The sequence below is a fragment of the Brevundimonas sp. 2YAF1 genome, from assembly GCF_052114745.1.
GTDB lineage: Bacteria > Pseudomonadota > Alphaproteobacteria > Caulobacterales > Caulobacteraceae > Brevundimonas.
In genome coordinates, this window is record NZ_JBFRFI010000004.1 from 113,752 (window position 1) to 132,724 (window position 18,973).

The following is an 18,973-nucleotide window of genomic DNA, read 5'->3' on the forward strand; positions in this document are numbered from 1 at the left end:
TCCATGTCCACGCAGCCATCTTTGGGCAGGGGCGAAGGCCTCACTCCCACCCAACGGGAATGCCTGTCGCTAGTCGGCCAGGGCTTCCAGTCCAAGGAAATCGCCGAACTCACCGGCAGGGCGCCGAAGACCATCGACAAGCATATCGAGAACGCCTGTCGCAAACTGGGCGTCCCGAACAGACGCCATGCTGCTCGTCTTTTGCTCGCTCAGAACCCTCTACGGAATGACGTCGTAGAGGCGCCGTTCCCCATGGCCCTCCCGATCATCGGCGCCCCAGATGGCGTCACGAAAGGAGGTGCGAATGCCGCAAACGCTCGCACGTCTCCCCTCTCTGACCTGGGAGGAGATGGAGGCGATATTCGACGAGCTGGCGGCGACGAACGAGCAGAGGGACCAGGCTCTAAGACTGCTGTCGATGACACGGCTGGCGGCCCAGAACCTTTCACCGCTCGACTTGATGCGCGAGATTTTCTGCATCGCGCTCGTTCTCCCTTGCGGGAACGATCGACCGCCGGAGAGGCCCGATCGGGAGAGACGCCCTCTCCCCTCAAGCGGATGATGTCGATCCTCGTCATCGCTGCGGCCGCATCCGTCCTGCTGGCCGCCCTGCTGGGCGGCGGCGTGCAGTTGCAACTCGCCGTCCAGGCCGTCGACCGCCTTCTGTCAGGTCGCTGACCCGAACCCTACCCCATCCGTGTTTCTCTAATTTTCCGTTTGCCGGGTCTGCCCGGCGGCAAGGACCCCTCATGCAACGACGCCAACTCGCCCAAACCATCGCCGACGCCCTCTTTCAGGCTGAAGATTCCGCCGACATTTCGCTCCGTGACGCCAGCAATTTGATCAATACTCTGACCAGCGCCCGCCTCAATAACCGCCTATCCGCCGTCTTGGGCGCCGATGCTCTCTCTGCGGCGACAGAAGCGGTTCGCGCCTTCGGTGAAGCGCGCGGCCGGCTGGTGACCGCCCACCATGCCTTGGCAGAGGCTGCTCCATGGCTCGTCGGCCACAACGTCGAACTGGCGGGACCTATGACCGGCAAGCCCGAAACGGACGAAGTGCGCACCGCCGGCCGCCTTCGCCGAATTGCATGATGTCGGACTTGATCGTCCGCCACGGCTTGGCCATGCTGGGCCATGCAGCGCCTCGAAACCCCAGTCCAGATCGGCTTGACCGTTCTCTTAGTCATCATCGCCGGTTTCGCCTTGTGGCGCGGCGGTCGACCCGAGCGTCTGGCCGTCATCGCACTGATCGTCGCCAGCCTTGCTTCGCCGCTCGTTCAGAACACATCAAACTTCAACGCCCCCCAGTGGGGCATCATGATCGTGGATGTTCTGCTGTTCATTGCATTCGCGGCGCTCGCCTGGCTTTTCGGCCGCTCCTGGATTCCCTGGGCCGCAGCGTTCCAGCTGATCACGGTCGTCACCCACGTGGGTTACGCCCTCAATCTGGACATCCTGAGCAGGGCCTATCTGTCCACCTCCTATCTGCTCTTCTTCGGCGTCCTGAGTGCTATCGCCTGGGGCTCCGTGCGTTCGGGAGGAACAAGGCGTGATCGACGTCGAACCCCTGGACGAGATCGACGCCTATGTCGGCCGTAGAATTTCGGACATACGCGAAGCTGCGGCCCTGACCGAGGAACGGCTCGCAAGCCTGCTGGGAGTGGATCTCCAAGGGCTTCGCGCTATGGAAGCCGGCAAGGCCAAGATCTTTGCCGAAACTCTACTGACGGCCTCTCGGGTGCTGAACGTTTCGGTGTCGGCGCTGCTCCCGCCCGACACGTACTAGCCCCTCGCTTTTCGGGGTCGGGCGCTTTTCCTGCTTTTGCGACGCCTGGAACCGGATACGCCCCATGTGCGCCTCATGCACAGGGCGTTCATGTTCAGCGCAGCTCAGACATAGGCCTGCACATGGAGGCCCATACGCACAAAGCGAACACGCTCAGCCCGTAAATCCGGTTCAGGCGTGAACCCCGCCTGGGCGAAGGCGCGCTGCTGCGGAAGCGCCGAAGGGGCATCCACGACCCGCCACCACTTGAGGTCGGCCGAAGCCTTCGGCAGAAGGCCGCCCACGATCCGTTCGATGTCACGAAAACTCAGTTCGACCGCCGCCGCCTTCTGGCGGCGCAGGTATCGAGCAAGGGGATCATACTTCGCCATTCTGATCCGCCCACCCCTCCTCACGGCGACACCACGACCGCCAGCCTGACCATACGGGGCGCCGCTTCAGGAGAGAAGGCCGCGCCAGGAAAATCGGAAAGCGCTTAAATCTGTTAGCGACCCGACCGCCGGGTCCAGCTGGGGCGTTCCTCGTCCCCCGGCCCCCCTCATAATCGAAGTTGTAGTAACGCCGCCAGCGATCAGACTACATGTTCGCTCAGGTCGGCGTAGCGCCGTCGAGAACAAGCTTCGACGCCCGTCACCCACGTCTGCGACCTTCTGGCTCTTTCATGTGCCGAGTGAGTCAGACGCCGCCTCACCAAGCCGCGCATCGCGTGCGGCGGCGTTTTGAGGCAGGGGCGGTCGCAGCAAGAAGTCGGCAGTGTGCGCCATGAGCGGTCATGGCGCCAGCACCGGAACGCGACATCGGCCTAAATCCAGGCTGACGCTTCCGTCATCCGCTTCCTGGCAGGCCGGTATCGACTGCAGATCGTCGAGCCCAGGACTGCACGCGACCCTCAGCCGACTTTCTAACCAGCCGGGATCATTCGCCGACGTCGCAGTTAACCAGCCCTCTTCACGCAAGACCCCGACTCGCGCGCGGGAGACCGGAGCCTCCAGACCATCGGTCAGCCGCAGCCGCAGCTTGCGTCCGTCCTCGACCACGCCTGCGAGGGACGCACGCGCCACCCACCACGAGCGGTGGGTCTGCGCGCCCTCTACGTCCTTCAGACCCGTGATCGCCTGTGACAGGGCATCAGCACCCGGGCAGAGCCTTGCGGTCCGATGCACCGAGTGAAGGAAGCGCCGCAGCTCTTTGATCTCAGCGCGCGCCGGCGATCAGAGCTCCGCAGTCGGCGTCTTCCGCCAGGCCCGGGTCGACGAAGCCCAGCAGTCCCGCGATCGGGCTGATCAGGGTCGCCAGCGCCCCGACGATTCCCCCCTGAGCCGCCACAGCGGCAATGTCCACGCCGAGCCGGGGGGACACGAGCGGCCCGTTGACAGTGATCGGGGCCCAGATCCGAAGCAGTCGCGGCTTCTTGGTCTTGCCGTCGATCCTCAGATTCAGCGTCTCGGCGCCCAGATCGATGGTCCCCGTCCCTTGCGCCAGGACCACGTCGGTGTCGATCACGAAAGTGCTCGCCGTGGCGGTTCCGCCCGCGACGCTGAAATTCGCGACGGCGCACCGGATCGCCGAGCTCGATTGGTCTCCCGACAACAGCTTGGCCAGACCCGCCCCGACATTGATGCCCAGCAACTCGGCGAAAGCCGAACGCATCTGGCCATGAGGCACAACCAGGCTGATCGTCCCCTTCGAATTGGCCGCCAGTTCATGGATCGAGGCGCCGGGCCCTTCCAGCTTCGCCCGGCCAAGGGCGCGGCCGGTGACCGTCGGCGCGCCGCCGCGCGCCGGAATGATCGATTCCAGAGGATAGCCGCCCAGTCGAAAATCCACGGCGCTGTAGGGCGTGTCCCTGGTGGCGTCGATCCGAGCTGTCCCGTTGAGTTCTCCCCGACTGAAGGCGAATGAAACCGGGTCAAGCTTCAGAATTCCATCCTTCAGGTCGGCGCCCAGCCGGACCTGGCGGATGTCCAGCGCATTGGCTTTCACAGAACCGGCGCGATAGGACAGCGTCCCGTCCATCGTGCGCAGTCGCTCCGTTCTCAGCGGCGCATCAGGCAAAAGCTTGCCGGGCTTGCCCGAGGTCGCGACCGTGCCGCCGCTCGTGACCTGCGGGCGGGCCCCCAGCACCGCCGCCAGATCGTCGATGTCCAGCGAGCGCGAGGCCAGCTGAGCATCCACGCGACGACGGTCGTTGGCCTTTTTTACCTCCACCACGCCCGACAGGTCCGACGACCCGACCCGTCCACTGAAATCGGCGAAGCGGAACAGGGAGCCGTTCCGGCTCAGGCTCCCGCGCAGCCTGTAGGGCGGGGTGTTCGGCGCGGTGATTCCGGTCAGCAGATAGATGTCCGCCAGGTCCCTCCCCTCCAGCTCCAGCACGGCGTTGAAACGGCCCAGGTCGAAAGGTCGGGTGACGGACCCGTCGGCCTTCAGCCTGGTCCCGGCGCCCGCCAGGTCGGCCGTGAAGTCGTAGGGCCTGTCGCGACGGATGTTGATGAAGGGACCGCCCGTCACGCGCAGCGTCAGGGGCTCTCCGTTCATGGTCCCCTTGCCGTCGAGCAGAAAGCCGCTTTCGCCGTCCTCAGGGGAGCGAGCCTCGCGCGCCGTGACCGTGGCGTCGAGCTTCATCCCGCGTCGCTGCTCGTCAAGAGTCAGGCGGCCCTCGTTGATGACCAGCCGCTGGATGACCGGCAGTTTCGCGCCCCGGCCGTCGTCCGGCCGGTCCGGATTCAGGTCCCAGCTGCGTCGCCCCTGCTCGTCGACGATCAGATGGACCACCGGGCGCGTGATCGTCAGGGACGGCACTTCGACCTGGCCAATGAACAGTCGTCGCAGCCGCACCGAGACGTCCAGCCGCGACACCTCGGCCGTCTTCTTCTCCCGCGCCCAGGCAGGACCGCCGATGCTCAGGCCGCGCACCGTCGCCGACGGCGTCCAACTGAACAGCTTCACGTCCAGATCGCCGTTCAGCGCGATCTCCCGGCCGGTCGATGCCGACGCCGATCGTCCGATCGGTCCTCTCAGCCAGTTCCAGTCGAACAAGATCAGAAAAACCAGAAACGCGGCCGTCACGGTCAGGAGGATTCCCAGCGCCACGAACTCTGGGCGTCCGGGATGACGAACAGCGAGCCACACGGGATCTCGGGTCACGACGTGCTCTTTCAGCGCGTTCGCCTTGCGTCTCACGCGCGCCCAGGCTGCGCCGGCGCGCGCCTGCAAGGCTTCAGTCGTCGATGTCAGATCTGGCCTTTCGATCAAGATCGCCTCCGGTGAAGCCGATCAACGCATGAGAACGCCGGGGGGCGCCACAGTCCGATGACGAGACGCAGGCATCCTCCCGTAGGGACCGAAGGCCTGCTCCCGCGCCGCGTCGCTATCGTCGAGCTTTTTGTCTTTCGGCGGTCGCCACAACCAGGAGGGCTTGGCCCTGGCCATACTGCGGAAAGGTAAGAAAAGATGGATCGTAAGCAGACGAAGGGCCGCGAGGACAACGGGGCGGCGCCCGGGGGAAGGCCAGACGTCACCACATCCGACGAGGCAGTCAAACGGACCGGCCTGAAATCCCGACGCGCCGCCGGTCCTGACGGCCCCGACGCCACCTTGATCGGCGACACCTTCAAGGCGAAGCCGGGGGCGTGAAGCCCAGGACAACCTGGCCCGACATGAGCCGGCGCACATATTCTCCTGTCTTCCGAAGCCACGCAGCGTTTAGCCGGCGCCGTATGCTTGAGTTAAGCGGAGCCATCGCGCTTCGCCCGAACTTGGCCTGGAGTGCGCCCCGACGGCCCCTGCACAAGCTTGCCAGCGCAGCCGGACTTTTCTTCGGCTCCGCCGCCTTTCGTTCCGAGATCCGGGCTGACTCGACGGTTCAAGGCACCTGGCGAAGGAGTGTTCAAGTATCGTCCCCGAGATGGAGTTGAACTGGGGGATCACCTCCGCATGGCGGAATACGCACGCCTTGTCCGGGACCTGGGCAAGTCTCTTCACGGCCACACCCTTCTTTGGCATCGAAGCGCGCCTGACGGCAGCGACAGCGGCCCGCAGCGGAAGTTGCGCGTCGTCTCTCCGAGTTCCAGGCCGCGGACGCCTCAGCTCCCCTGATGCGCCCGCAGGAAAGTATTCAGTCGATGCGGGAGGTTCTGGGCGACCGTCGTCAGCACGCCGACGGACCTCCGCCCAAGACCCAGGCGGAGGAGTTGGCGCCCGTTACGCCGGGTATGGCTGCGACAAGCCCCCTCCAGGCCGTGATCAGGAGCGTCGCTGATGTTGTCCGCCCGTCGTCCGCCCCTTGTCATTATCGCTCTGGCGCTTCTCGCCGTCGCCTGAGAGCGTTGGGTCGCCGCCGCCATGGTGGCGGACGTTCTCCCCTAGAGGTCCCTCTTCGAGCGGCTGCGAAGGGTCCGTCGCTGCTCCAGACTCTTCGCCCCCCCCGTCCTCGGCGCGGGTGCGAATAGCCGGCAGTCCGCTGCCCTGCAACCGCCGGGCGCGCTCTTCCACCTGCTGGAGGATGATTTTGAGATCTCGGTCGGTCAGGCGCTCCAGGCCGATGAACCGCTCGTCCGCAGCTTCCACGGCGTGGATCAGTTCATCCAGCTTGGCGTGGATCGCCGCTCCGTCGCGGTTCTGGGTGTTCTGGATGAGGAACACCATGAGGAAGGTGACGATGGTGGTCCCGGTGTTGATAACCAACTGCCAGCTCTCGTTGAAATGAAAAAGCGGTCCCGTGAGGCCCCAGATCAGGACCAGGGCGAGACAGACGACGAAGGTCCAAGGCCGACCGGCAAGGCTGGCGGCGGCGTTCGAGAATTTCACAAATAGACGTTCCATGGCCTTGCAACGCCGAGACCGACCTTGGGTTCGCCTGGGGCCGCCGAGCGGAGCCCGCCGCACGGACGCCAAGACCCGCATGGCCCATCTGCGTTGCGAGTTCGCGGTGCGAATGCAGGCCAGGGCCTGGCTGACGGCCGAGGCTATGAGCTGCCCATCACCCAGGAACAGCTTGCGGACGCCCCTGGCACGACCGCCGTTCACGTCAACCGGACGCTGAAGGCGCTGGAGCAAACGGGCTGATCCTGCGCAACAAGCGGACTATCAGCTTCCCTTCCTGGGAAAGGCTGCAGGGACGTCGCCGCCTTCAACCGTCGCTATCTGCACATCCGCCAGGTCGACCTCGCCAGCGTTTGAGTCGGTCGCTGAAGGCGTGGACGGCCACTGCCGACGAGCCAGTCAGCATTGCCCTGCCTGCGTCGTCGCACCTGCGGTCAACCGATCGGCCGAGCCCGGTTCCGCTGGTCGCCGCCTGCTTCGCGCCCGCATTCCTGGTCCGCAAAGAGCTTGAGACCGCTTGCGGACACTCGGAAACCTTGGCGGGACGACGCGTTCATCCGATCCAGCTTTCGGGAGGAAGAGCGTGATGACCAACAGGCGGCCTGTGATTGAAGAAGCCTTCGAACTCGCCAGAAGCGGTCGATATCGCGTGCCGAGCGAGGTGCGCAGGGCCCTAGTGGAGAAGCGATATACCCAGGCGGAGTTGTTCCAGCTCGAGGGCAAGGCCACATGGGCCCAGTTGCGCACGCTCTGCGCCGATGCCCGCTATCCGGCCGGCGCGGGTTCCGTTCAACCCGGCTGACTGATCATTGTCACGGGTCGATCGGCAACGACAGTCTCGTCCATGCGCTTGATTGTCATGTTCATCGGAAGCATCAGGAGAAGACGTTGATCAGATCCCTGCTTATCGGCCTGGTCGCTGGACAGCGCTCGATGACCCCCGTGGCGGCGACGGCCCTGTCTGCCGCCAGCGGCCGCATCGCCATCGGTCACGGGCTTCCGCCCCTACTATGGAGTCCCCTGGTCGCTGCCTCCGCCATCCTGGCGGCCGGGGAGTTGGCTGGCGACAAGATGGCCTCGGCGCCGGACCGGACAAACCTACCGGGTTTGGTTGCCCGCCTGTTTACCGGGGCTCTGGCGGGCGCGGCGGCCGTGCCAGCGAGCAAAGCTCCTTTGCGGGAGAATGCGGCTGGTGAACCGGAGAATGGCTCTGCTGTTCCGACCGGAACCTGTCACAGCCCGACGGCGGTGGAATCCGATCAAAATCCTGCCGCCGTCGGGGCGGTCTTCGGGACGATTGGGCGCGCCTGCAGACGTGCCGCTACCGCCCTGGCAAAGGCGCGATGGGCCTCGCCTTCATCGTGGATCATGAGCAAGAGGCCGCTCCGAGCGTCAGAGACCCGGAAGCGGGGAAGATCGTCTCCGTTCTTCGGTGAACGGGGCAGCCGCTCCAGTTGCACGCCGGCGCGGGAACGCAGCAGGATCTTTTTCGGCATCGGAACCTCCTGAATCCGACAGTCAGATCGGAACAGGCCGATGGGTTCCAGACGGTCCGTTTTTCGACTCGGCGATGCTACTCGGCAGTCTTGCCGCAGCCGGCCGTTCGTATGGAACGGAATGGCGGCACGTCGCTTCGAGACCTGTCCAGCCGGAGGGCAGTTGATGATCTCGTTCTGCGCTCTCGCAGCATCCTCTATGCCAATAGCGGGATGTCTGCTCAGGGTCGGATTGCGACTATGGCACCTCGCCGGCAGTTTCCCATCTTGCGCTAGTTCGGGACTGATCGTGCGTCGAGCCCAAAGGCTCCCCATTCCTTCCGTCCACTTTCAGCGACCAGAATCTCGCGGCCTGAGCCGCCTCACTCGTCAATGAGACTGATAGTCAGGACGCACCTCAAGCCTCCGGATTCGTAGGAAAGTCGAGCGCCGCCCTCGCCCCCCGAAAAGCTCTTCTCGATAAGATGGGTGCCGAAGCCCCGACGGACGGGAGGCGAGACCGGAGGCCCTCCTGTCTCCTGCCAAAGAAGAACCAGGGAGCGGCGGCCCTCGCCATCGGCGCCGACGTTCCAGCTGACGTCCACGCAGCCCGAAGCCAAGGTGAGCGCGCCGTATTTGGCCGCATTGGTGATCAGTTCGTGGAGAAGAAGGGACAAGGCGACCGCCTGCGAGGGGTGAAGCCAGACCTTGGGGCCCTGGATGCGGAACGGCGAGGGTTGCTGGTCGTGAGGCGCGACCGCCTCGGCGATGAGTGCATTGAGATCGGCGCCCGCCCAATTCTGATCGACCAGCACATTATGTGCGCGGGACAGGGCGATGAAGCGATTGGAGAGGTCGCGGCGCACCTCGGCCGCCACGCCGGCGCTCCGCAGGGTCTGCTCGGCGACCGACTGGACGGTCGCGATCGTGTTCTTCACGCGGTGGTTGAGTTCGTTCAACAGAAGAAGGCGGTGCTCTTCCGCCTGCCTGATGTGGGTTTCGTCGCGAAAAATTTTTACGAAGGCCTGGCCGTCGTCCTGCAGCAGCAAGGTCGCCCCGTTTGCCCAGAAGAGCGTACCGTCCTTGCGGCGGTGCCAACGACTGTCCTCAGCGGACCCCCGGCGAAGCGCCGTTTCGATCTCCTGACGATGGATCCCCGCGGCCTCGTCCGCTTCGGTGAATATGGTCGCGATACTCTGCCCGATAATCTCATCGTCAACGAACCCCGTCACGGCTGTGGCGTCGGCCAGCCAGCGAGTGATGTGGCCATCCCTCTCGAAGACGACGATGCCGTAGCCGCGCAGGCGATTGATGACGCGTACAGCCAGGGATTTTGCGTCTTCAGAGATCATGGTCCGTCAACGCGCTCGTCCCAGTTGGGCTGCAGCCTCCAATCCGCGCGCTATAAACCCGAACTGCGGCGCCCGGTCCTGACGTCAGCAGATCGCGAATGGACCTGAGTGAAATTCGGTGAGGCCCGTTGGACTAGCCTGACGTTCCCCTGCGCTGAAGTACCGCCGCTACAGCCGGCCCCGGAGGCGAAGCTCGACCGTCCGGCGTAACCAGATCGTGCGTTGCCTTGCTAGAGTCAACTTGCGCGACGTCGCGGCGAGGCACGGCTGACCTTGGTCGGAGCCCCCGCGAGCTTCGGCGCCCGGCCGCGTCCCCCGGTTCGCGGCGCGGGGCCCTGAAGGCTGGCGCGCAGCGCCGCCATCAGGTCCACGACCGGGGTGTCTTCCGGTTCGGCCGCTCGCACCGGTTTCTGGCCCTTCTGCTTGGCGGCGATCAGCGCCTTAAGCGCCTCCTCGTAGCGGTCGACGAACTGGTCGGGGTCGAAGGGGCCGGCCTGCTGCTCGATGATGCGCCTAGCGATGTCGATCATGGCCGGATCGGGTTGTTTGTCCGATATGGCGCCGAACACGTCCCGCGCGTCACGGACTTCCCCGCGCGTGCGCAGCGAATAGGCGAGAATGCCCCGGTCCCGGGGTTCGAGCGCCAGCAGACGCTCGCGGGTCGACAGGACCACCCGGCCCAGTGCGATCTTGCCTTCGGACCGCATGGCCTCGCGTACCACCGCGAACGCCTCTTCCGCGATCGCACCCGCGGGCGCGAGATAATAGGGGTTGTCCCAGTATAGACGGTCTATCTCCTCTTCCGGAACGAACCGCTCGATGTCGATCGTCTTGGTGCTCTCCAGCTTGACCGACTTGATCTCGTCATCGCTGAGAAGGATGTATTCGTCCTTGGCGACGGCATAGCCCTTCACGAGGGAAGACCGCTCGACCGGGCCGGTATCGGGGTCTGTCGTCACCATCCGAATTCGGTTGTTCGTCTCGGGGTTTATCAGGTTGAAGTGGACTTCGCCGCCCGGGTTGGTTGCGGTGTAAAGCGCGACCGGGCAGGTCACGAGGGACAGTCGCAGGTGTCCCTGCCAGGTGGGTCGATACGCCATGATACGGGTCTCCCGGCGCGCTTGAATCCGCCGCGCCGATACAACACCGGAGCCCCCGATTCGCTCCGCGGCCAAATCTAACGCAGGGCCTAGCCTAGCCGTCCCCCGAAACCGATTAGTAAGCCGACGATCAACCGCTCTGCGGACACTGCCCAGCGCCTAATTCGCAAACCGAACGATTACCGAACTTGGGAACCGATCTGCGACGGATGTCGGCGCCTGACTAAGGCTTCGTCAGCGGGCAAGCGTCCGCGCCACTTCGACGAACGGCGTCTTTTCAAAGCGAGCCCCACGTGATTTATTGCGTGACCCGACTGCCGGGGGACCGGGCCAGCAAACCATCTAATCAGACAGGGAAGTGACAGGATGCCCCAGTTCGTCATCGAGAGAGAAATGCCGGATGTCGGTCAACTCGGCCCAGGGGATCTCAGAGACGCCTCTCAGACATCTTGTTCCGTCCTCAGGAACCTCGGACCAGAAATCCAGTGGGTTCAAAGCTATGTAACTGACGACAAAATCTATTGCATCTACCGGGCCCCTGACGAGCAGATGATCCGGCAGCATGCGGAGCAGGCTGGCTTTCCTGCTAACAGCATCTTGCCGGTGAGGGCGGTAATCGACCCGACCACTGCTGAGTAAGGGCATCTCCCGACAGCTGGGCGGGGCCCTCTGTCGCTCAATGTCCGCTTGCCGCCCCCCGCAGAAAGAGATCAGCGCCGCCGTCATAAGGAGCGAAAATCGCTATCTGCCAAAGGGACTGCCGCAATCTGACGGGCGCGGTCTGGGCCCAGACGGCGCACAACGGCGCCGGCAACGTGGTCATGTTCGCCGACGATCCCGCCCTCCGGAAATACTGGCTGGGCCCAAGGCGCATGTTGCTCAACGCCGTTTCCTGTCGCACCACCTCACCCCGGCGGAGCGGCGCAAGGAATCGAGTGTGCGCCAGTGAGGAGTTCGGCCACAGACCGACGTCTGGCGACAGGCGCGCCAGTCCTAACTCCAAGCATATTATCGAAGGAGTCGAGAGCACCCAGCCAGCTTATCCGCCCGCCTCCTTCATAGCCGAAATCGACTCGTCGGCATTGGAGGCAAGATCGCTCGCACGCCGATCATCGTGTGGAATGAAGTTGAAGGGCGGGCATCCTTCTGCGAGCCGCGTCCCTGATGGTCGAGCAAATCAGCCCGGCATGCGGGCAAAAAAACGCGCTGAAACGCGCTGAAACGCGTCAAAAAATGGAGACCGGCTGTGCCCCATATGTGCCCCAAAACGCAACCGACGAAATCCAGGCTCCACACGCCCAGAACAAGTCATTGTTTATGAAGGGGAAAATGGTACGCCCCCTCGGGCTCGAACCGAGGACCCTCTGATTAAAAGTCAGATGCTCTAACCAACTGAGCTAGGGGCGCACGCTTTAGAATCAACCTGTTAGGTCGCTTCTCCGCCAACCAGTTTGTCGCCGGTTTGCGGAGGCGGTTTCTGGTTCATTCGCGTCGGGAGGTCAAGGCCCACGGCGCCGCAAGACACGTATTTTATGAGAACAACCCTCGCGGTCAGTTGCGGTTCACCTTGGATCGTTCAACAAGAGAGGGAACCGGGCTCCCCGGATGACGTTTGCTGCCCCATAAGGGGGATTATCCGATGAACCGATTGAATCTGAACCGTTTGCTGCTGATCGCGGCCCTGGGCGCCGCCGCCGCGACATCGGCTTGCGACGAGCCCCCCGCCGAGGCTCAGACGGTTGAAGTCCAGGTTCAGGACACGACCGCGCCCGCAGCCGAAGAATCGGCCGCTCCCGCCGTGGCCGAAGCGCCCGCGGCGGACGCTCCGCCGCCCGTCGACGCGCTGCCGGCCGAACAACGGACCTCGGCACAGACGGTTCAGCCCGAAAGCGATACGCTGTTCTACTGATTCCGTCGGCGCGGCGTTCGCGTCCCTCGTTCGCGCCCGTACCCGCGCCCCATTCCCGCGCCCTGAGCCAAGGTTGCAGTTTGACGTCGAGGCCACATCTCCTTCTCGCCGGCATGGCGCTCTGGGCTGTCAGCGGACACCCGGTCGCCGCCGAGCCGCGCGCCCAGATTCGCGGCGACATCGACGCCGAGTTGCGTCGTGAACTGGAACGCGCCGTCGGCGACGTGGACGGCGCCCCCTCCACCCGGTTCGAGGCCCGTCGGCGCGCGCGCACCGCGATGGAATCGGCCGAGGCCCTTCTGCGCTCGGAAGGCTATTATCAACCGACCTTGCAGGATGACGTGGAGGGCGAGGAAAAGCCCGTCGCCGTCGTGACAGTCACGCCCGGACACCGTTTCGAACTGGGCGAAACCAAGGTCAACTGGATCGCCCCCGTGCCCGATTCCGTGACGGAAACGGTCGCGATCGCCGACATTTCGCTGAAGCCGGGCGATCCGGGCCGGGCCGCCGACATCCTGGCGGCCGAGGGGCGGGTCGTGGCAGGCCTGACGCGCGAGGGCTATGCCGACGCCAAGGCCGAGCCCCGTCGGGTCGTCGTCGACCACGCCGCCTTCACCGTGCAGCCGACCTTCAACATCGCCTCCGGCGCCCTGGTGCGGCTGGATGGGGTCCAGGTGCGCACGCGTGGACCGACCAATCCCGAATGGGTCGCCGGACTGGCCCCGTGGAAGGCGGGCGACCGCTACGACCCCGAGAACGTGGCCGAACTGGAGCGTCGGATTCTGGACACCGGCGTCTATGACGGCGTCGGCGTTGCGCTGGCCCCGCTGGACCAGGTCACGCCCGAAGGTCTGCGCCCCGTCATGGTCACCCTGTCCGACCGCCCTCGCAGCCTGCTGGAAGCCGGCGCCACCTATTCGACCGCCGAGGGCGCGGGCGTGGACGTGTTCCAGACCCGCTACAACCGCTTGGGCCGCGCGGCGACGCTGAAATACGGGCTCCGTTTCGCCAGTATCGACAGCCGCCTGGGCGGCGAGGCCAGCCTGCCGCATTGGGGCCGCCCCGGGCGGACGCTGAAACTGTCGTCCTATCTCGTCCGCGAACGGACCGACGCCTACGACCGCAGCGCCGTCGCCCTGGCCGCCGATCTGACGCAGCGCATCGGCAAGACCTCTTTCTTCACCTACGGCCTGGGCCTCGACGCGGGCCGCTATACCGAGAACCGCTTCGATCCGATCACCCAGGCGCCGATCACCTTCGACCGCGACCTCGCCCTCCTGACCGCGCGCAGCGCCGCCTACATGGATCGCTCCAATGATCCGCTGAATCCGACCCGGGGTTTCCGCCTCTATCTCTCGGCCCAGCCGACCGCCGTGACGGGCGAGGACACGATTCTGTTCCTGCGCACCGAGGGCCAGGCGACCGGCTACCTGCCCTTGCAGGACGGTGCCCGAACGGTGTTGGCCGGTCGCGCCCGGCTGGGCTCGATCATCGGCGGTCAGGAGCTGACGGTGCCGTCGGACCGCCTCTTCTATTCCGGCGGCGGCGGTTCGGTGCGCGGCTATTCCTATCAGAGCATCAATCCGCGCCTGCCGAACAACAAGCCCCGCGGCGGCCTGTCGCTGTTCGAGACCTCGATCGAGGTGCGCCACGACATCGGCGAGAAATTCCAGGCCGTCGCCTTCGTCGACTCGGGCGCGGTCGGCTTTCTGGCGACGCCGAACTTCAACAACATGCGCTATGGCGCAGGCGTAGGCGTGCGCTACAAACTGCCGTTCGGTCCGGTGCGGGCCGACATCGCCGTTCCTCTGGACCGGCGTGAAGGCGACGCCAACTTCCAGCTCTACATCAGCATCGGCCAGGCGTTTTGACCGACACTCCGCCTCACGACTCCGAAGCGGAAACCGCCGCCGAAACGCCGGCGAAAAAGGCGAAGCGCAAACGCACGCGCCTGCAACTGATCGGCTTCCTCTCGGGGATGGTGGTCGCGGCTCTCCTGGCCCTGGCCATCGTTCTGGCCGTCGGCGGACGGATGTATCTGGTCTCGGATTCCGGCCGCGAACTGATCACCAGCTTCGTCGCCGGCAAGAAGATCAGCCGCTATGGCTACATCCACGTCGAGGGGCTGAAGGGCGACCTGTTCGACGACTTCACCCTGGGCCGGGTCACGGTCACCGATGCGAACGGGGTCTGGCTGGAAGCGACGAACGTCCGCGTCGACTGGTCCTACTGGCCGCTGCTGATGCGGCGTTTCCACGCCACCGAGATCACCGCCGACCAGATTCGCGTGATCCGCCGCCCCCTGCTGGAGCCCAAGATCGAGCCCAGCGGTCCGCAGGCGCTATCGGTCGACATCGACAAGTTCAGCGCCAACGTCGAGCTGATGGAGGACTTCTCCAAGGAATACGGTCGCTGGACCCTGAGCGGCGACGCGGAAGTCCCGCGTCAGGGCGACAAGAAAATCAATGTCAACGCCTTCAGCCTGGACCACAAGGGCGACCACCTGCTGCTGAAGGCCGTCATCGGCAAGAAGCCCGAGGACCTGCGCGTCAACCTGCGCGCCGGCGAGGCCCAGGGCGGGCCGATCGCCGGAGCCCTGGGCTATTCCACGAACAAGCCCTTCTCGGCCGTCGCCGTGGTCAACGGAGAGGTGGTCGATGTCGTGGTCAAGACGGGCGACTTCACCCCCCTGTCGGTCAAGGGCCGCTACGGCAAGACCGGCGCGCGCATCGGCGGCAATGCCGACTTCTCCGGCTCGGACCTGCTGGAGCCCTTCGCCCGGCGGATCGGCACGACCGCCCGTTTCGGCTTCGCCAGCCTTCCGGTGCGGGATCGCGACGACGTTCAGGGCATGGCCTGGACCCTGACCGCCGAGAACCTCACGACGCGCGCGCAGGGCCTGATCAACCTCAAGGATCGCACCGCGCCCGAAGGCGTGAACCTGAACCTCGCGACCCCCTCGCTCAGCCGTCTGGTCGGGTTCACCCTGGCCGGGCCGACGACCTATGCGGGCGTGTTCCGGGGCGACGCCAGCACCTGGACGCTGCAGGGTGCGGCCGACCTTCACGACGCAGACATCGCCAGCTATCGCGCCGCCCGCGTTTTTGGGCCCCTCAGCCTGAGCCGGAGCAAGGGACGGTTCGACGCCTCGACTGACGCGCGCGCCGTCGGCGGCTCGACCGCCGGCATCATCGGCGCCCTGCTCGGCGCGACGCCGCGCGCGCAGTTGGAGGGCTCTCGCACCGCCGACGGCGCCTATCTATTGAAGAGGATCGACGGGCGCGGCCAGGCCCTGACCCTGACCGGTTCGGGCGGACGCAGCATTACCGGGGGTTTGAGCTTCCGCGGCGACGCCGACATCACCGACATTTCGCGCATCCGCCCCGGCGCCAAGGGTTCGTTCAGCGGCCCGATCCAGGCCGGAAAGGCCCGTGGCGACACGCCGTGGACGCTCAGCTTCGACGGGCGCGGTTCGCACATGACGATCGGCATGGACGAGCTGGACCGGCTGCTGGGCCAGACCCCGCGCCTGAAGGCCGCCGGATCATGGCGCCACGGCGTGCTCTCCGTCGACAGCAGCGAACTGACCGGCGCTGCCGGCCGCATGGGCGCCAAGGGTCTGATCGAGGGCGGCCAGATGCGTCTGGCGCTGGACTGGGACGCGCGCGGCCCGTTCGGCGTCGGCCCGGTCGCCATCGACGGCGCCATGAGCGGAAACGGCGCCCTGACCGGCACCCTGGCCCAGCCGCGCGCCGACCTGCGCGCCGCCTTCGACAAGGTCTCGGCCAGCGGCCTGATCCTGACCAACGCCGACCTGATCCTCAGCTTCCGCCAGGGCGCCGACGCCTCGGACGGTCGCATCGTGCTCAACTCCGGCTCGAACTACGGTCCCGCACGCGCTTCCGGCAACTTCTTCCTCGGCGGCCAGCGCATCCGCCTGACCGAGGTGGACGTGAACGCCGGCGGCGTGACAGCCCAGGGCGCGATCGCCCTGTCCAACAACTTCCCCTCCAGCGCCGACCTGACCTTCACCGCGCGTCAGGGGGCCTTCCTCGCGTCGGGCGAAGCCAACGGCCGCGTGCGCCTGAGCGACGGCGGCGGCGACCAAAGCGCCATTCTGGACGTGACCGGCCGCAACGTGCGCTTCTCCGGCTCGACCTGGGTCGTGCGCAGCCTGGCGCTCAAGGGTCAGGGCACGCTGGAACGCCTGCCCTTCACCCTCGCGGCCGACGTCGGCGGCGCCACGCCGGTCCAGTTCAACGGCACGGGCGAATATTCGCGCCAAGGCCCGGCTCAGAGCGTCACCCTGCGCGGCGGCGGCCGCGTGCGCGATGTCGCCTTCACCACCCGCGCCCCCGCCATCGTCGCCCTGAATGGCGACGGCCGGGTGGTGCGCGTCGACCTCGGCGTCGGCGGCGGCGTCCTGACCGGCGAACTGCGTCAGGACAAGGCCGGCAGCGCCATTCAGGCCGACCTGACCAATATCGAAATGGGCTCGCTGGCCCCCGACCTGCGCGGTCAGGTCACCGGCCGCGTCTCGCTGCAGGGCTCGGGCGACAGGCTGAACGGCTCGGCCAACGTCGATCTGAAGCAACTGCGCAGCATCGACGCCCCGCGCGGCCTGGCCGTGGACGGCACTCTGAACGCCAGCCTGACCGACAATGTCCTGCGCGTCCGGGCCCAGGCCAACGACGGCACGGCGGTTCAGGCCTCCGCCGACGTCAGCCTGCCGGTCGAAGCCTCCGCCGCTCCGTTGCGCCTAGCCGTCGCCCGGACCCGCGATATGTCGGGTCAGATCGCCATCAACGGCCAGATCCAGCCCATCTGGGACCTTTTCCTGGGCGGCGCCCAGTCGCTGTCGGGTCAGGTTGCCGCGCGCGCCGTTCTCGGCGGCACGCTGAACGAACCGCGCCTGAACGGGCGGCTGGACCTGACTCAGGGCGCCTTCCGCGACGGCTCGACCGGACTGCGCCTGGAAAACGTCACCCTGGCCAGTCGTTTCGACGACACCCAAGCCGTGATCGAACGGTTCGATGCGACCGACGGCCTCAAGGGTGCGGTGACCGGCAACGGCAATCTCGGCCTGCGTCAGGGCTCGGGCTCGACCCTGCGGCTGGAGCTGACCCGCTTCCGCGTCATCGACAACGACATCGCCGAGGCGCGCGCCAACGGGGTGCTGACGGCGGTGCGCGGCGCGGACGGCAATATCCAGCTGAGCGGCGACCTCAACATCGACGAGGCGAACATCTCGCCCAACCTGCCCGGCTCGAATGGCGTGGTGAAGATGGACGTGGTCGAGATCAACCGACCCGGCGGTGATTCGGTCGAGGTCGAGGCCAGGTCGCGCGGCCCGCAGATCGGCCTGAACCTGAACCTGACCGGGCGCCAGATCCACGTGCGCGGACGCGGCCTGAACGTCGAACTGACCGCCGACGCCCGCGTGCGCGGCACCATCGCCCAGCCGCTGCTGACCGGCACCGCCAACGTGGTGCGCGGCGACTACGATTTCGCGGGCAAGCGCTTCGTCTTCGACGACACCGGCTCGGTGACCCTCTCGACCGATCCGGCCCGCATCCGCCTGAACCTGGCGGCGGTGCGCGAGGATCCGACCTTGACGGCGACCATCAAGGTCACCGGCACGGCCGCCGCGCCCAAGATCGAGCTGACCTCGACCCCCTCCCTGCCCCAGGACGAGATTCTGTCGCAGGTGCTTTTCGGCCGCTCGGCGTCTCAGCTGTCAGGCTTCGAGGCGGCGCAGTTGGCCTCGGCCGTGGCGTCGCTGGCTGGCGGCGGCGGCTTCGACGTCATCGGCAACCTGCGCGAACTGGCCGGACTGGACCGCCTGTCCTTCGGCGGCGAGGCGTCCAGCCTGACGGTCGCGGGCGGCCGCTACATCACCGATAACGTCTATCTGGAGGTCATCGGCGGCGGCCAGGGCGGGGCGGCGGTCAACGTCGAATGGCAGGTGCGCCGCAATCTGGCGGTCAGTTCCAAGGTCGGCGGCGAAGGCGACGCCAGCCTGTCGATCCGCTGGCGCCGCGAAAGCGACCGCCCCGGCGGCGACCGTAGCGACCGCCGTCCGAACCGGAACCGCAACTCGAACTGATCAGCCGCCGACGACCTCGCCGTCTTCCTTGACGAATCGAGCGGGCGGGTTGTCCAGAAGCGGGAAGACTGCTTCCGACGGACGGCACAGGGCTACGCCCTTCGGCGTCTCGACAATCGGGCGCTCGACGATGTTCGGGTTCTCGATCATGGCCGCCAGGACGGCCGCGTCGTCGGCGTCCGAGGCCAGCAGTTCCGCCGCCTTGGCTTCCTTCTTGCGCAGCAGGCCCTTCAGACCCGCGCCCGAAGCCGAGGCCAGATGCTCCAGCGTCGCCGGCTCCCACCCCGCCTTGAGATAGTCGACCACCGTCGGCTCCACGCCGCTCTCGCGGATCATGGCCAGCACGTTGCGCGAGGTGCCGCATTTCGGATTGTGGAAGATGGTCACGGTCATGGCGAAGCTCCTGTCTGAAGCCCTCA

19 protein-coding genes, 1 tRNA gene and 1 pseudogene are annotated in these 18,973 nt (G+C 66.1%); 12 read left to right on the forward strand and 9 right to left on the reverse strand.

Features of this window, described 5'->3' with window-relative positions:
* Positions 1–3: 3 nt before the first annotated feature.
* The 5 genes and pseudogenes from AB4Y68_RS07415 to AB4Y68_RS07435 all read left to right on the forward strand — a co-directional run.
* A pseudogene (locus tag AB4Y68_RS07415) lies at positions 4–189 on the forward strand (helix-turn-helix transcriptional regulator); the annotation flags it as partial.
* Between the two features lie 115 nt (positions 190–304).
* The gene (locus AB4Y68_RS07420) at positions 305–562 is read left to right on the forward strand and encodes a hypothetical protein (protein ID WP_441455014.1); all 258 of its coding nucleotides are present in this window, start codon (positions 305–307) and stop codon (positions 560–562) included.
* 187 nt (positions 563–749) lie between these two features.
* On the forward strand, positions 750–1,094 hold the full coding sequence (locus tag AB4Y68_RS07425; RefSeq protein ID WP_441454873.1) for a hypothetical protein: 345 nt from the start codon (positions 750–752) through the stop codon (positions 1,092–1,094).
* Positions 1,095–1,136: 42 nt separating this feature from the next.
* Entirely contained in the window at positions 1,137–1,601 is a 465-nt protein-coding gene (locus AB4Y68_RS07430) for a hypothetical protein (RefSeq protein ID WP_441454874.1), read from the forward strand.
* Positions 1,552–1,788, forward strand: coding sequence for a helix-turn-helix transcriptional regulator (locus tag AB4Y68_RS07435; RefSeq protein ID WP_441454875.1), 237 nt, complete (start codon positions 1,552–1,554; stop codon positions 1,786–1,788). The genes AB4Y68_RS07430 and AB4Y68_RS07435 overlap by 50 nt, the downstream gene beginning before the upstream one ends.
* Before the next feature lie 104 nt (positions 1,789–1,892).
* Here the strand turns inward: AB4Y68_RS07435 and AB4Y68_RS07440 are convergent, their stop codons facing one another.
* The 3 genes from AB4Y68_RS07440 to AB4Y68_RS07450 all read right to left on the reverse strand — a co-directional run bounded on the left by AB4Y68_RS07440 (position 1,893) and on the right by AB4Y68_RS07450 (position 4,935).
* Positions 1,893–2,159 (reverse strand): DUF7662 domain-containing protein, encoded by a 267-nt coding sequence (locus AB4Y68_RS07440; protein WP_441454876.1) that lies wholly within the window; start codon positions 2,157–2,159, stop codon positions 1,893–1,895.
* Positions 2,160–2,558: 399 nt separating this feature from the next.
* The gene (locus AB4Y68_RS07445; RefSeq protein WP_441454877.1) at positions 2,559–2,951 is read right to left on the reverse strand and encodes a LytTR family DNA-binding domain-containing protein; all 393 of its coding nucleotides are present in this window, start codon (positions 2,949–2,951) and stop codon (positions 2,559–2,561) included.
* A 31-nt stretch (positions 2,952–2,982) separates the two neighbouring features.
* Positions 2,983–4,935 (reverse strand): AsmA family protein, encoded by a 1,953-nt coding sequence (locus AB4Y68_RS07450; protein WP_441454878.1) that lies wholly within the window; start codon positions 4,933–4,935, stop codon positions 2,983–2,985.
* 306 nt (positions 4,936–5,241) lie between these two features.
* On the opposite strand from AB4Y68_RS07450, the gene AB4Y68_RS07455 reads away from it, so the two are divergent.
* Positions 5,242–5,424, forward strand: a complete 183-nt coding sequence (locus tag AB4Y68_RS07455; RefSeq protein WP_441454879.1) for a hypothetical protein — start codon at positions 5,242–5,244, stop codon at positions 5,422–5,424.
* A gap of 609 nt (positions 5,425–6,033) precedes the next feature.
* Here the strand turns inward: AB4Y68_RS07455 and AB4Y68_RS07460 are convergent.
* Positions 6,034–6,693, reverse strand: a complete 660-nt coding sequence (locus tag AB4Y68_RS07460) for a low affinity iron permease family protein (protein WP_441454880.1) — start codon at positions 6,691–6,693, stop codon at positions 6,034–6,036.
* Between the two features lie 12 nt (positions 6,694–6,705).
* Between AB4Y68_RS07460 and AB4Y68_RS07465 the strand changes: the two genes are divergently transcribed.
* A complete protein-coding gene (locus tag AB4Y68_RS07465; RefSeq protein ID WP_441454881.1) occupies positions 6,706–6,855 on the forward strand; it encodes a helix-turn-helix domain-containing protein in 150 nt (49 codons plus the stop codon).
* Between the two features lie 343 nt (positions 6,856–7,198).
* The gene (locus AB4Y68_RS07470) at positions 7,199–7,414 is read left to right on the forward strand and encodes a hypothetical protein (protein WP_441454882.1); all 216 of its coding nucleotides are present in this window, start codon (positions 7,199–7,201) and stop codon (positions 7,412–7,414) included.
* Between the two features lie 457 nt (positions 7,415–7,871).
* Here AB4Y68_RS07470 and AB4Y68_RS07475 read toward each other — a convergent pair whose 3' ends face one another.
* From AB4Y68_RS07475 to ku, 3 genes are all read right to left on the reverse strand, one after another.
* Entirely contained in the window at positions 7,872–8,108 is a 237-nt protein-coding gene (locus AB4Y68_RS07475; protein WP_441454883.1) for a hypothetical protein, read from the reverse strand.
* 362 nt (positions 8,109–8,470) lie between these two features.
* Complete coding sequence (locus tag AB4Y68_RS07480; protein ID WP_441454884.1) at positions 8,471–9,439, reverse strand: sensor histidine kinase; 969 nt, start codon at positions 9,437–9,439, stop codon at positions 8,471–8,473.
* Between the two features lie 236 nt (positions 9,440–9,675).
* Complete coding sequence (gene ku / locus AB4Y68_RS07485; RefSeq protein ID WP_441454885.1) at positions 9,676–10,539, reverse strand: non-homologous end joining protein Ku; 864 nt, start codon at positions 10,537–10,539, stop codon at positions 9,676–9,678.
* A gap of 366 nt (positions 10,540–10,905) precedes the next feature.
* Here ku and AB4Y68_RS07490 point away from each other — a divergent pair, with 366 nt between their 5' ends.
* Positions 10,906–11,178, forward strand: a complete 273-nt coding sequence (locus tag AB4Y68_RS07490) for a DUF4242 domain-containing protein (RefSeq protein ID WP_441454886.1) — start codon at positions 10,906–10,908, stop codon at positions 11,176–11,178.
* A 691-nt stretch (positions 11,179–11,869) separates the two neighbouring features.
* Here AB4Y68_RS07490 and AB4Y68_RS07495 read toward each other — a convergent pair.
* A tRNA-Lys gene (locus AB4Y68_RS07495) sits at positions 11,870–11,946 on the reverse strand.
* A 232-nt stretch (positions 11,947–12,178) separates the two neighbouring features.
* Between AB4Y68_RS07495 and AB4Y68_RS07500 the strand changes: the two genes are divergently transcribed.
* The 3 genes from AB4Y68_RS07500 (at position 12,179) to AB4Y68_RS07510 (ending at position 18,554) form a co-directional block, all read left to right on the forward strand.
* Positions 12,179–12,448: a hypothetical protein gene (locus tag AB4Y68_RS07500; RefSeq protein ID WP_441454887.1), complete on the forward strand. Its 270-nt coding sequence runs from the start codon at positions 12,179–12,181 to the stop codon at positions 12,446–12,448.
* A gap of 113 nt (positions 12,449–12,561) precedes the next feature.
* Entirely contained in the window at positions 12,562–14,319 is a 1,758-nt protein-coding gene (locus AB4Y68_RS07505; protein WP_441454888.1) for an autotransporter assembly complex protein TamA, read from the forward strand.
* Positions 14,316–18,554, forward strand: a complete 4,239-nt coding sequence (locus tag AB4Y68_RS07510) for a translocation/assembly module TamB domain-containing protein (protein WP_441454889.1) — start codon at positions 14,316–14,318, stop codon at positions 18,552–18,554. The genes AB4Y68_RS07505 and AB4Y68_RS07510 overlap by 4 nt, the downstream gene beginning before the upstream one ends.
* On the opposite strand, the gene AB4Y68_RS07515 is transcribed toward AB4Y68_RS07510, so the two are convergent.
* Complete coding sequence (locus tag AB4Y68_RS07515) at positions 18,555–18,947, reverse strand: ArsC/Spx/MgsR family protein (RefSeq protein ID WP_441454890.1); 393 nt, start codon at positions 18,945–18,947, stop codon at positions 18,555–18,557.
* Positions 18,948–18,973 lie beyond the last annotated feature (26 nt).